The organism is Bacillus sp. CFBP9009 (assembly GCF_036541465.1).
Lineage (GTDB): Bacteria > Bacillota > Bacilli > Bacillales > DSM-1321 > Peribacillus.
This window is the reverse complement of record NZ_JAZHFU010000002.1, coordinates 686780-700029: the sequence shown is the minus strand read 5'-3', so window position 1 is coordinate 700029 and position 13250 is coordinate 686780. Positions and strand designations below refer to the sequence as shown.

The 13250-nt window shown below is 37.9% G+C and carries 15 protein-coding genes; 9 read left to right on the top strand and 6 right to left on the bottom strand.

Features of this window, described 5'->3' with window-relative positions; genetic code table 11:
* Positions 1-422 precede the first annotated feature (422 nt).
* From treP to treR, 3 genes are all read left to right on the top strand, one after another.
* Positions 423-1874, top strand: a complete 1452-nt coding sequence (treP, locus tag V3595_RS08515) for a PTS system trehalose-specific EIIBC component (RefSeq protein WP_101221630.1) — start codon at positions 423-425, stop codon at positions 1872-1874.
* Positions 1875-1955: 81 nt separating this feature from the next.
* Positions 1956-3626 carry an alpha,alpha-phosphotrehalase gene (treC, locus tag V3595_RS08510; protein ID WP_485906548.1) on the top strand — a complete coding sequence of 557 codons (1671 nt, stop codon included), beginning with the start codon at positions 1956-1958 and terminating at the stop codon, positions 3624-3626.
* A gap of 31 nt (positions 3627-3657) precedes the next feature.
* Positions 3658-4371, top strand: coding sequence for a trehalose operon repressor (gene treR, locus V3595_RS08505; RefSeq protein WP_485906547.1), 714 nt, complete (start codon positions 3658-3660; stop codon positions 4369-4371).
* Between the two features lie 129 nt (positions 4372-4500).
* On the opposite strand, the gene V3595_RS08500 is transcribed toward treR, so the two are convergent.
* Together V3595_RS08500 and V3595_RS08495 are read right to left on the bottom strand one after the other, a co-directional pair.
* A complete protein-coding gene (locus tag V3595_RS08500; protein ID WP_485906546.1) occupies positions 4501-4848 on the bottom strand; it encodes a DMT family transporter in 348 nt (115 codons plus the stop codon).
* Between the two features lie 25 nt (positions 4849-4873).
* Positions 4874-5203, bottom strand: coding sequence for a DMT family transporter (locus tag V3595_RS08495; RefSeq protein ID WP_101221634.1), 330 nt, complete (start codon positions 5201-5203; stop codon positions 4874-4876).
* Between the two features lie 368 nt (positions 5204-5571).
* On the opposite strand from V3595_RS08495, the gene dnaN reads away from it, so the two are divergent.
* Positions 5572-6627 (top strand): DNA polymerase III subunit beta, encoded by a 1056-nt coding sequence (gene dnaN / locus V3595_RS08490; protein ID WP_485906544.1) that lies wholly within the window; start codon positions 5572-5574, stop codon positions 6625-6627.
* A gap of 154 nt (positions 6628-6781) precedes the next feature.
* Here the strand turns inward: dnaN and V3595_RS08485 are convergent, their stop codons facing one another.
* The gene (locus tag V3595_RS08485; protein ID WP_485906542.1) at positions 6782-6991 is read right to left on the bottom strand and encodes an ATP-binding protein; all 210 of its coding nucleotides are present in this window, start codon (positions 6989-6991) and stop codon (positions 6782-6784) included.
* 387 nt (positions 6992-7378) lie between these two features.
* Between V3595_RS08485 and V3595_RS08480 the strand changes: the two genes are divergently transcribed.
* Positions 7379-7522, top strand: a complete 144-nt coding sequence (locus V3595_RS08480; RefSeq protein WP_485906540.1) for a DUF3956 family protein — start codon at positions 7379-7381, stop codon at positions 7520-7522.
* A 293-nt stretch (positions 7523-7815) separates the two neighbouring features.
* Here V3595_RS08480 and V3595_RS08475 read toward each other — a convergent pair whose 3' ends face one another.
* Positions 7816-8313, bottom strand: a complete 498-nt coding sequence (locus V3595_RS08475; RefSeq protein ID WP_485906539.1) for a DEAD/DEAH box helicase family protein — start codon at positions 8311-8313, stop codon at positions 7816-7818.
* A 186-nt stretch (positions 8314-8499) separates the two neighbouring features.
* On the opposite strand from V3595_RS08475, the gene V3595_RS08470 reads away from it, so the two are divergent.
* Positions 8500-8961, top strand: coding sequence for a GNAT family N-acetyltransferase (locus V3595_RS08470; RefSeq protein ID WP_485906538.1), 462 nt, complete (start codon positions 8500-8502; stop codon positions 8959-8961).
* A 71-nt stretch (positions 8962-9032) separates the two neighbouring features.
* Here V3595_RS08470 and V3595_RS08465 read toward each other — a convergent pair whose 3' ends face one another.
* Both V3595_RS08465 and V3595_RS08460 read right to left on the bottom strand, forming a co-directional pair.
* Positions 9033-9266, bottom strand: coding sequence for a CotD family spore coat protein (locus tag V3595_RS08465; RefSeq protein ID WP_485906794.1), 234 nt, complete (start codon positions 9264-9266; stop codon positions 9033-9035).
* Positions 9267-9473: 207 nt separating this feature from the next.
* Positions 9474-10391, bottom strand: coding sequence for an aminoglycoside phosphotransferase family protein (locus V3595_RS08460; RefSeq protein WP_485906536.1), 918 nt, complete (start codon positions 10389-10391; stop codon positions 9474-9476).
* 150 nt (positions 10392-10541) lie between these two features.
* Between V3595_RS08460 and V3595_RS08455 the strand changes: the two genes are divergently transcribed.
* The 3 genes from V3595_RS08455 to V3595_RS08445 all read left to right on the top strand — a co-directional run bounded on the left by V3595_RS08455 (position 10542) and on the right by V3595_RS08445 (position 12306).
* Positions 10542-11123 (top strand): alpha/beta fold hydrolase, encoded by a 582-nt coding sequence (locus tag V3595_RS08455; RefSeq protein WP_485906534.1) that lies wholly within the window; start codon positions 10542-10544, stop codon positions 11121-11123.
* A complete protein-coding gene (locus tag V3595_RS08450) occupies positions 11123-11305 on the top strand; it encodes a hypothetical protein (protein WP_485906532.1) in 183 nt (60 codons plus the stop codon). Before V3595_RS08455 ends, V3595_RS08450 begins: the two co-directional genes overlap by 1 nt.
* A 311-nt stretch (positions 11306-11616) precedes the next feature.
* A complete protein-coding gene (locus V3595_RS08445) occupies positions 11617-12306 on the top strand; it encodes an N-acetylmuramoyl-L-alanine amidase family protein (RefSeq protein ID WP_485906530.1) in 690 nt (229 codons plus the stop codon).
* Positions 12307-13250 lie beyond the last annotated feature (944 nt).

The following is a 13250-nucleotide window of genomic DNA, read 5'->3' as shown; positions in this document are numbered from 1 at the left end:
AAGTTTGGGAGATCTTGATTAATTACAGGATTACCAGCACTTATAGCTGACAAACGAGGAGCTGAGAGTTCCTCGTTTTTAATTATTTCATGATAGTGAATCATTGCAAAATTACTTTTCATGCTTAATCACATTAAAAAGCAATCAAATCCAAGAAGATTGAAATCCAAGAAGATTGAAGGTTCCGATTGCTACTCGTCTTTCTTGAGAAACTACGGGTTAATATGGATGTTATCAGACATCCTTATTAGCAATAACAGAATTGTAATTGAAAGTACATGATAATCAATCCTTTTAAAGTGAGGAAAAAAGTTATTGACAAGACCTGTACGTACAGGATAATATGAAAGCGTATACAGAACCTATACGTACAGGTTATAAAAACAACTATATTTTGCTTTCTAGGGAAAGGAAGTAGTGAAATGGGTAAATACACAGAACCAGCAACGGATTTGCTCCAACATGTCGGAGGGAAAGAAAATATTGCGACGGTTACGCATTGTGCGACAAGAATGCGTTTTGCGTTGAAAGATCCCGCCAAGGCGGATGTAACGAATATCGAATCGATTAAGCTTGTGAAAGGAACATTTACACAAGCTGGCCAGTTCCAGGTCATAATCGGGAACGAAGTATCATCGTTTTATAATGAATTCGTTTCCATAGCTGGACTTCAGGAAGCGTCAAAAGAAGATGTGAAAAATGCAGCAAAACAGAATATGAGCTGGCTGCAGCGTATGATTGCACATCTTGCGGATATTTTCACCCCGCTAATTCCTGCCATAGTCGTTGGCGGACTCATACTTGGTTTCCGCAATATCATTGGGGATATAAAAATGTTCGATGACAGCACAAAGACCCTTGTGGATATTTCACAATTTTGGGCAGGGGTACACGCCTTCCTTTGGCTGATAGGTGAAGCTATTTTTCATTTTCTTCCTGTTGGGATTACATGGTCGATCTCGAAGAAAATGGGCACGACTCAAATTCTCGGCATCGTCCTTGGTTTGACCCTGGTTTCCCCACAGCTTCTTAATGCATATGCAGTGGCAAACACAAAGGCAAGTGACATACCTTTTTGGGATTTCGGTTTTGCCCAAGTCGATATGATCGGCTACCAGGCACAAGTCATCCCAGCGATACTTGCAGGGTTCGTCTTGGCGTATTTAGAACGGTTCTTAAGAGATAAAGTGCACAATTCCATTTCCATGATCGTCGTTCCATTTTTCGCTTTACTTCCAACTGTAATCATTGCCCATACCATTTTGGGGCCTATAGGCTGGAAAATCGGTTCTGTCATTTCTACGGTTGTATATTCCGGATTGACTTCATCAGTTGGCTGGCTATTTGCTGCCGTTTTCGGCTTTGCCTATGCACCGCTTGTCATCACAGGCCTGCATCATATGACCAACGCAATCGATCTTCAGCTTATGAGTGAACTTGGCGGTACGAACCTATGGCCAATGATCGCATTATCCAATATTGCACAAGGTACGGCAGTGCTAGCAATGATTTACATCAACAGAAAAGACCAGGAGGAAAGACAGGTTTCCATACCCGCCACGATTTCATGTTATCTCGGTGTAACCGAGCCAGCCATGTTCGGAATTAACCTGAAATACGGCTTTCCGTTCTTAGCGGGTATGATCGGTTCACTTTTCGCAGGCATCGTTTCAGTCGGATCTGGCGTAATGGCAAATTCCATCGGTGTTGGAGGGATTCCAGGTATCCTATCCATCCAGCCGCAGCATATGGGAATGTTTGCACTCGCGATGCTGGTTGCATTCGTTGTGCCATTCATTTTGACTATAGCATTCTCCAAGCGTCCTAATATGAACTTGAAAACAAGAACGAAAACAACGAAATTAAATGCTTAATAACGCGGAGGGAGAGCATTCTCCCTCTTTTTTTACCATACTGGCAAAAGATACATCAGGGATAGCAGGGGAGGAATTACAATGAAGGATTTTAAAAATAGTACGATCTATCAAATTTATCCGAAGTCATTTAAGGACTCGAACGGTGACGGCATCGGGGACATAAATGGTGTGATAGAAAAACTTGATTATTTGAGTATACTGGGAGTGGATTATATTTGGCTGACCCCTTTTTATCGTTCACCTCAAAATGATAATGGATATGATGTAGCGGATTATACATCCATTGATCCTGTTTTTGGGACGATGGATGATTTCGAAAGATTGGTGAAGGAGGCTAATTCGCGGGATATCCAAATCATGCTGGATATGGTATTCAACCATACATCAACAGAGCATGAATGGTTCCAAAGAGCATTGGATGGAGAGCAAGAATATAAGGACTATTATATTTTCAAGAAATCGAAAAATGGAGAGCCCCCTACGAATTGGATTTCGAAATTCGGAGGCCCTGCATGGGAATATGTAGCGGAACATGATGAATACTACCTCCATTTGTTCGATCGGACACAAGCTGACCTTAATTGGGAAAATCCCAGAGTGAGGCAGGAAATCTTCAATGTAGTAAACTTCTGGCTGGATAAAGGTGTCAAAGGATTCCGTTTGGATGTCATCAATCTTATTTCGAAACCTGACATCTATGAAAATGACAAAGATGGAGATGGACGATGCTTTTATACAGACGGTCCCAAGATTCATCAATTCCTAAAAGAGATGAATGAAGAAACTTTCGGGAAGGATGAAGAGGTGATGACGGTAGGGGAAATGTCATCGACGACCATTGACCATTGCATCAAATATTCATCTCCAGTTGAAAAGGAGCTGTCCATGGTATTCAGTTTCCATCATCTAAAGGTGGATTATAAGGATGGGGAAAAGTGGTCACTTGCAGATTTTGACTTCAGGCAGTTAAAGGAGATTCTAAGCAGCTGGCAATATGGGATGCAAGAAGGAAATGGATGGAATGCCCTGTTCTGGTGCAACCATGACCAGCCGAGGATCGTATCCAGGTTTGGGAATGATCAAGAATATCACAAGGAATCGGCCAAGATGCTGGCAACAGCCATTCATATGCTTAGGGGAACCCCTTATATTTATCAAGGGGAGGAAATAGGTATGACCAACCCGATATTCAATGAAATTGAACAATATCGGGACGTGGAATCGATTAATTATTACAATATTTTAAAAGAGGCAGGCAAGGATGAAAAGGAAATAATCGAAATCCTTCAAGCTAAATCCCGTGATAACTCGAGAACTCCCATGCAGTGGGAAAATGCGGAACATGCAGGCTTTACAAAAGGGACTCCATGGATTGCAGTGCCTGATAATGCCAAAATCATCAATGCTGAACACGCACTGAAGGATCAGGATTCCATTTTTCATCATTACCAAAAACTTATATTCTTACGCAAGAAACATGATATCATTGCATATGGGGACTATCAGGAAATTCTTGGCGACCATGACCAAATGTTCGCCTATGTACGCAGTTATGAAGTCGAGAAACTTTTGGTCATCAATAACTTTTATGCAAAAGAAGCGTCCTTCGAGATTCCAAAGGATATAGACCTATCCGGATACAACTCAGAGCTCCTTCTCTCAAACTATATCGATTCGAAAGAACTTGCAGGTGATTTTATCCTTCGTCCCTATGAATCGGTTGTCTATTTGTTGAAAAAGGACGAGTAGCAGACTAAGAAAAATATATTGTGGTGATGAAATGAACAGCAAATATCTATCGCTATATGGTGATATCGTTTCAAAAATTGAAGAAGGAACCTTTCCGACAAATTCAAAGCTTCCTTCCGAAAGCAGCTTCATGGAAGAGTATGATATATCCAGGGATACTGTGAGAAAATCCTTACAGTTGCTTGAACAAAATGGATATATCCATAAAATCAAAGGCAAGGGTTCCTTTGTCTTGGATTTCAGCAAATTTAATTTTCCTGTAGCAGGGTTGATTTCCTATAAAGAAATGGTGGAAAAGTTGAATTTGCATTCCAAAACGATCATCCACAAGTTGGAGCTTGAGACCCCCGACTCTAACATGGCCAAGCTTCTAGACTTAACTGATGATGGTAAAATGTGGAAGGTGTTCCGTGTACGCCAAATCAATGGGAAGAAAATCATACTGGACAAAGACTATTTCAAAAGCGAGTTCGTTACTAACCTGACCAAGGAAATTTGTGAGGATTCTATTTATGGATATATCGAAAAGGAACTCGGGCTCCAGATTGGTTTTTCCAACAAGGAAATTACCGTGGAGCCATGCAGTGAGGAAGATAAACAATTATTGGACATTGAAGACTTCGATATGGTGGCAGTTGTGAAAAGTACGGTCCATTTAATCGATGGAAGCTTGTTTCAATATAGCGAATCCAGGCATAGACCCGATAAATTCAAGTTCACTGACTTTGCACGAAGGACTTGGTGAGATAAGGAAGAAATGAAATGAAGGACTGACTCTTGAAAGTTCAGTCCCATTCAAAATGAGAACGCCGCCGTGGCGGGCTTTGAAGACATTTTTATTTTTGAACGAGCTGGGAGAGGAGGAGAGTCAAACTTAGTTTGACTCTCCTTCCGCTTGTTTAGTGGTATGGGAAGCATTAAGTAAAATCACTCCGCCAATGATTAATACTAAGCCGCCTAATGTAGTGATACTAAATGGCTCATTCCATAATAGTACGCCGATCAATGCCGTTAAAGCTGTGCCTATTCCTGACCAAATGGCATATGCTAAGCTTAACGGAATTGTTTTAAGACATAAAGATAAGCTATAAAATGCAATGCCAAACCCAATTATAACTCCAAATGAAGCGTATAAATGTGTGAAGCCTTCAGACAGCTTAAGCATGGTCGTACCAAATACTTCGCTTATGATTGATATTCCTAAGGCTATGTATCCTTTCATATTATTACCTCCGATTACTAAATTGTTAAGAAGTGCCTCCACTAGAGAGTTTCAAAACAACCACTCCTCCAATGATCAGGACTAAACCTAAAAATTTTTTAACGTTAAAGCTTTCTTTATAAACGATAACTCCCACTAAAGCAGTTAAAGCAGTGCCTATTCCCGACCAAATGGCATAAGCCGTTCCAAGCGGTATGGTTATTAATGATAACGATAGGCAATAAAAAGCCAAACCCATTCCAATTACCACACCAATGGAAGGGAATAACCTTTTAAACCCGTTTGATACTTTTAACATCGAACTGCCAAACACTTCACTTAGGATGGCTATTGCCAAAAATGCATAAGGATTCAAGATGAACTCCTCCTAAATATTAATCTATATTCAATCACTTCCCCCAAGAATCTTATCATCTAAAGGACTCATATTAAACTAATACCACCTATAGTCAGTTTCATATTTTCTGTCACTGCAGTTCACGCTCAATATTAGGCTGAAAGTGATACAATAAGCCACTTCTTCGAACCTGATAGCAACATATAAGAAGGGTGAACAGGGATTTTTAGGGATTTTGTCGAATTATTCCTTTAACGATTATATTGGGGTGAACTTATTTCATGGAATTTATAATAAACAAAGAATGCTTCAATAAGGCGATTTCAGATGTCAGCCATGCCGTTTCCATATAAACACCTATACCCATTTTATCAGGAATAAAGATAGTGGCTAATGACGATTGCTTAACCCTTCTTGGTAGTAATTCCGATATTGTCATTGAAAAAACCATTCCTTTAACGATTGATGGTGTAAAGGAATTGGAGGTTCATGAAAGGGGCACGGTTGTTTTATCGGCAAAATATTTAAGTGAAATCGTTAAAAAATTATCTGATGTCATCCATGTTAAGCTGAATGAAGATCAATCAGTTACTATTAAATCAAATGAAATAGTAATGAATGTAATGGGATTACATTCCGGGGAATACCCAAATCTTCCACAAATAGATGGAGCTTGTTATTTTAATATCCCAAGTGCTGAACTATTGGAAATCATAAAACAGACTGCGTTTGCCGTTTCTAAAAGCGAGGCAAGACCTTCCCTGACAGGAGTCAATTTGTCAATCAAAGAAAACAGCCTTTCTTGTGTTGCAACAAATTCCCATCGTTTAGCGTTAAGAGAACTTCCGTTGGAATCGAAGGTGAATGGGTCTTTCATCGTCCCAAGTAAAAGCCTTAATGAATTAACCAAGTTAATTAATGATGAAGCGGGTATCATACATATTTTCATCACAAAAAGCTATATCGTCTTTAAATCAAATAATTTCTCACTTTTTTCTAGGCTGATTGAAGGTAATTATCCGAATGTATCAGGATTGCTGCCAAAAGATTTGAAAACGATCATCACCTTGGATACGAAAACACTGTTAAGGGGTATTGATAGGGCCTGTCTTTTTGCAAGTGAATGGAAAAATAACAATGTACATTTAGAAATTCTGGACAATAGTAAGCTAAGGATATCTTCTAACTCAACGGAATTAGGGAAAATTGAAGAAACGCAAAGCATCAAGGCAATCAGAGGTGATGCGGGGTTAAGTATATCACTGGATGGAAGTTTTTTATTGGATGCCTTAAAAGCGATAAAGGAAAAAGAGGTAAAGCTAAGTTTTGGCGGTCCAATGAGACCTGTCTTAATCGAGCCAAGCGATAATTCCTCCTATCGTCATCTTTATATCACCAGTGAGAAGATATTAAAGAACAAAGGCTATAAAAAAAACGAATAACAGGGTGAACGGCAACAGCTGATTAATAAAAAAACAAGGATGGGTGTTATGGATAGTGGGGTAATGCCAAATGCATTCACCATAAAAAAGAGGCCCAGAAAAGTCTGGGCCCATTGTATTTATATAGATTGAAATAACGGTTTTCATTCTTGTTTTAAAGCCGGCAAATCAATTTCGAAGGCAAAGGTAGAACCTTTTTGACTGGACCCATCAATTCCGTCAATCGTTTGCAAATGGAAAGTCCTTTCGGATGATTGAAAGAATGAAACAACCTGTCGATTTTGTCAGTGGGGATACCGATTCCTGTATCCTTAACAGTGAAGGATAGGCGAACCAATTCAGGATTATTTTCCTCGGGATTCAATATGAAATAAATAAATAGTTATTCGGCAATATAGCTGCTTGAGCGCTATCGAAAAAACCTCTGTATATACATTATTTATTTCAAAACATACCTCGATAGAATATATTATAAAAATGTGATCCAACAATAGCTAAATACCCACAATTCGTTTTTCAGTAGGATTTATTTTCCTATGACCAGTAAGGAACGCTACAAGAAGGATACCTTGACCGCCAATAGAGTGTCCCCGAATGAAATAAGGGCTCTTCTAACCTACAAAAGAAATCCCCTAGGGCAATTAAAATAGTAATCAAATATTCTTTCCTCTGAAAATCAAACTATTAAACTATTACACTTTAATATATTTTTCATACTATTTTATCTTTTGATAGAAAGGGGGAAGAATGAATGAAATCACCTTGTATTTTAGAAGTTAATAGTCAATTCTTTTTAGTCACTGAAATTGATGATGTAGCTACACTTAGAATCCGTATTTCATCTCTATTAGCAACAGCTTTAATAGGATTAGGATTCCCACTCTGCGGAGAATAGATCACGTTCCCAACAATTTAGGTATCCCAATTTAGTGCATACTCTATACAAAGCTAGTTAATTTGAACAGATGTTATCGGGGTGTAAAAAGGGATTTTCTATATGAAGATCCCTTTTTACTACTTCTTCAACTACGACCCTTAAATCAAAAGCTAAACAAAAAGGCTTTGGTTATACCGGAACGTTTATTTGGCTAAGAAAGCCAGCAGCAGACAAGAGTGGATTTCGGAATAAACGTACGTATTTCATCAGAAAGCTCCATATCTGCATTTATAAAAATAATGTTCCTTTATTTAGGCAAGCTTCTCCATTATCCATTGTTTAATTAACTTGGCGACTTGGGGCGGCGAAGTGGTAGAAGTGTCTAAAGTAGGTATTGGTGGAACTGATGTTTTGGCTTCTTGAACTAACTTCTCAGATAGTTCATTCATATAATTAATGCTGTCAGCCGTCCATTTGCCACGAGCCGATAATCGTTGTGAACGAGCTTCACCGTTACAATAAAGATGTAGGTAATAAACTGGATTAAATAAAGGGAAATGGTCGCAAATTTCAACATTATATGGATCGGGTACATTGCCGAATAATACGGAATTACGTCCGGAATAAGCACTATAATAGGCAACTTTCAACCAATTATCACATGCTGTTTGATAGTCGTCATTGTTAACGATAAGATCCATATCAAATACATTGAAATCCACCATGATTTTCTGCAATTCCAGTGAAGTTGCTGATTTACCTGAGCCACTAATACCAGTCACAATAAAAAGAGGGTAAGTCATGATCATCACCTTCCAGTATGTTAAGGAAATTCGCGTCTTTTTTTTACCCAGAATGAAAAAAGAACTTTGCCTGCCTCTTTAGGAATGGGATTCTTCTTTACGGCTATTGACTGGCCTATATAAATAATTGTACTTTGAATGTGGACATTACTGGTATTTGGAAATTCACAGGATTTAGACAGGGGGATAATTATGTATGTTAGTCAAACCAGGGATTATGAAGTAATTGCAAAATTAAATAGAAATGTTCACAATCTGCATGCAAAACTATATCCTAAGTATTTTAAGGAATATAATTATAGTGCAATGAAAGAATCTTTCAAAAGTTTGGTTGAAAATAACAGTTTTGTTTTTCTCGTTTTAAAAGAACATGAAGAACCGATCGGTTACGTATGGATTGAAATTAAAAACTATCCAGAAAGTGCTTTTAAAAATGCGTATAAATCAGTATATGTGCATCAGCTTAGTGTCGTTGAAAATCAAACCAAAAAAGGTTACGGTAAAATACTAATGAATGAGGTCTATGAAATTGCCAAAAAGAATGATATAGATTTAATTGAACTGGATTATTGGTTTGAAAACAAAGCTGCAAAAGAGTTTTATCAAAAACAACACTTTAAAAAATATAGGGAGTTTGCATTTAGACAGTTGTAAATCCTTTGACACTCATTATTCAAAGGATGGAGGAAGGAATTAATAAAAACCCCGAATTGGGGTTTTTTAAATTAATATCTTAACATTCTCCTTGAATAACTAGGGGGTTGAGGAACTCCACAAATAAAGCTTTGGGAATAACACTCTTTCACGATACTTCGGGTATGCGGTATATATGTGTTGAAGTGTTTATTCACGGTAGTTGTATGTGTCGGGTGAAAAACCGGAATCACCGTGTTGATGACATTGGTTTTAACATATTGCTTTTCTGGGGAGATTTGTGGTGGATTATACTGAGTAGGCATTCTGTGAGGTGGGCAATATTGTCGTGGATATTGACCGCCTTTCGGAAGCCCCCAGGGTTTATTATACATTTAAACACCTCCTGGATTTTTTTTGAAAGTCATTATTAGTTTATGAAAATAAATGATAAAGGGACTAGTATAAATGCCTTTATCAAAAATATCCTGGGCATAAGATCTTTCACTCATTTTTATAAAATTGATTAAGCATTAATTTAAACGAATTCGGTTAATCGCTTGACGAACAAATGACTTGTGTCTTTTTCGCCAGTTATTTTCTTTGCTCTTTTCCAAGCCCCATTCAGGAAATGTAGATAACCGTAATGCGGCAAATAATTGCCAGTCGGGTAAGTTTGTAAAATTCACCTCAGGCATCAGGGTTTTATATTGATTGGTGAAGTCATTCATTGCTTGCATTCCAAAATGATAAAAGATTTCAAGTTGACTATTGGCAAGGTCAGCCAATGGGTCTCCTAAGCCTGAATCTTCCCAATCAATTATGGAAACTAGTTTATCCTCTTTCCATAATAGATTTCCTGGCCAATAATCACCATGAAGGATCACTTCCTTATTCATGGATGGTAAAGGCGTGAAATATTTTAATAAATCTCTAATCAAGCTCAGATTTAATGTTTCGTCCAGGATTACCCTATCGTTATTATTTAACATTTCAATATATGTATTTTCTAATTTAGGCAGGAATGATAAAGATAGATTTGCATAATCAACACGATGGATTTTTGCTAGATTGATTGCCGATTGTAAGATATGATCATTGAGATTTGAGGGTGTGAATTCTGACTTTCCCTCAATAAACTCGATAAGTATGCATGGCTTGGAAAAAATCTCGCACGATTGCTCGATGTAATATGGCATCGGTACAGGCAAACCTGCAGCTTTCAATATCCCTAAGAGCTTGTGTTCATCTGCTGCAACATTTGGATTCCGTTTTAGGTCAGGATCACCATGCTGACGAACGATCATTTTCATGATCCGCCCTGAAGGATGTAATATTTCAAGGCCTGTAACCTCTGCAGAAATTCCGCCTTTCAATTCCCATGCGCGAATTAGCTTGCTACCTTGATCAAACTTTTGAACCAATTGTTCAAACTTACCATATTCATTCATCATACAACTCTCCTTTTAAAATTTAAGCTATAGGATAAGTTTCCAGATAACTTTCGTGAAAATTAAAGCATTATGTTAGAACTTCAATAAATGAAACCAATAGCTTGTTACACACGTAGAGTAATCTAAACAAAGTGAGATGCGCTGACATTGAAAATAGAAAAATATAAAGTGGAAACACCAAAAGGGACGTTACAATATAATATTAGTGGAAAAGGCAAACCAAATATAGTTTTGATTAACGGTGGTTCTGGACCGATAGAAGGTTGGATGAAAATACTACCGGCAATTTCGGAAACAGCATCTGTATTTTCCTATAATCGCTTTGGTGTTGCTGGCAGCGATAAACCGAAGGAAAGCCAAGACGGGAAAAGTATTGTTAACACTTTACGTGAGGCATTAACAATCGTGGGGTTTGAACCTCCATACTTATTGATCGGACATTCGCTAGGCGGCCTATATGCTAATTTATATGCCCGACTTTATCCAAATGAAGTGGGGGGAATAGTTTTTTTAGAATCCAGTACAACGAAAGATATAAGCCTTAATGAATATCAAGGCAAGGCCATAAAAACAATTAATAAGATGTTCAAGGTGTTTGATTCCTTATCCTCGCATAAACAATTCAATGAAGTTAATTTTGTAAAAAAACTGTTGATCAAATCCAGCAAACTGATACATTTCCCGAAATACCTGTATTTGTCATTACTGGTGGACAAGAAAATCGAATGATGCCAGAGGAAATTCGAAAAAAACGACTTGAGAATCAATTGGAATTGCTTTCATTGTCAAGAAACAGCAAACACATTGTCGCAAAAAAAAGTGGGCATTTTCCGCAATTATCAGAACCAACTATAGTGATTGACTCAATCAAAGATTGTGCAGAACAATTAAATAAAACAAACCATAACTAAATAAATTCAAGCATTTTGTTAGAGTATTTTTGTTAATGTTGACTTTTTTAATCTCTCTGTCTCCTTCTATCACTTTATTTACAGATGCCCAATAATTCCTGATAGAAAAGTATAAAAATGGAAGAAGGCTTTTGGAGAAATTTCCCGTACGTTTGGCGAATGTCATCATATAATGCCATAACACCTTTAGGGTGTATTTTTTTTTGGACCTGTAGCCGAGAAGATGAATTCTTTTGAAATTTCTTTAATCAGATAGTTATGTGTACAAGCATTTATTGATACGTAACATAAGATTAATAGAGGTGATAGAAATGGTAAAAGTATTTATTGATCCCGGCCACGGCGGAACGGATCCAGGCTCGGTGGAGAATGGATTGAGAGAAAAGGATTTAACTTTATCCATTGCAACTCGAATCAAAGACATCTTATTAATAGAATATAATAACGTTTCTGTAAAAATGAGCAGGCACCAAGATACTTACCCCTCTTTAAACGATAGGACGAATGCAGCGAACGCGTGGGGAGCCGACTTTTATCTCTCCATCCACATTAATGCCGGAGGCGGCACTGGGTATGAGGATTACGTTTATACGTCTACTAATCAGATTACGAAAACGTATCAAGATCATATTCATTCAGAGGTCATGAAGCTTATCAACATCCAAGACAGAGGACAAAAAACAGGAGATTTACATGTGCTCCGTGAAACGGACATGCCTGCACTCCTGACTGAAAATGGATTTATTGATAATGTCAATGACGCAGCCAAATTGAAAACGACATCCTTTATCGAATCACTGGCTCGCGGACATGTAAACGGTTTAGTTAAATGCTTCAATCTTAAAAGGAAAAATACAGCTGTATACCACACAGTCGTTAGTAGTGACACCGTATACTCCTTAAGCATTGCTTATGGCAGTACGGTTCAGCAAATTAAAGATTGGAACGATCTTGACAGTCAGTACACCATTACAGTAAACCAGAAATTGCGGGTTAAATGAATAATTAATTGTTGCTTGGTTAAATTATTTTTAACTTCCAGAAGCACACCACACAGAAAGCCCTTCTCAAAAAGAGTTTGTCTACAGTTTTTTAGGGTTTGTACAATTTGAACGTTGATTTCCACTACAGGCACTCGCTTTCCGCGGGCGGTCCCCCCCGGACACGCTTTTCCCGCAGGAGTCTCGCACACCCGCTCCAATCAACTTTGTTTTAACTTTTAGATAGAACCTCTTTTGTCTACAAACTCAGCCCTTCTCAAAAAGAGAGGGGCTTTTCCTCATTCAGGAATATGCATGTAATAAAATAATCGTGTACATTTTAATGTCCTATATGAGAACTTGGATAATAGCGGAGGAAGTGAAAGGGAAAAATAAATAAATTTGCACAGAAGGCAAAAGTGGAATTTGATATATACTCGCATTTTCCGGGAAACAAGCCTCTGACGGGATTCGAACCCGCACTCCTTTCGTAAGCATAGGCTAGGGGAGAACACGCTTCCCTACGAATTTTCACCGGCAAGAATTCCACCTGCCTCAGCGTATTTGCTTTTCGGTGCTTCTGAAACCCTTACCTTGCGACCCGGTGGCTACAAATGTTTTCCGGCGCTTTTCCCTTCTAGAGCTACAGAGGCAAATGCTTATCATCCCATTATAAGATTCTTATATGAGGTTGTGAACCGAATTATAAAAATATGATAATTTGTTTGCCTAATACAGACAATTATATTCATTCTGCATGAAAGGGAAATTTACTGAAATAAGAGTCCTAGGAAGCTTATAGTTCCAAAAACATTCACTCAATGAAATAAGTAATCTGGGGAAAACGAATATGCCTTTGTTTATAGGCTGACACAAATTTATATTTATCTTTTGCAAAGACATATTTAAAGAACAATACTAAAAAGCACAAACCATGATGGCTTGTACCTAATATGTATCAGTCA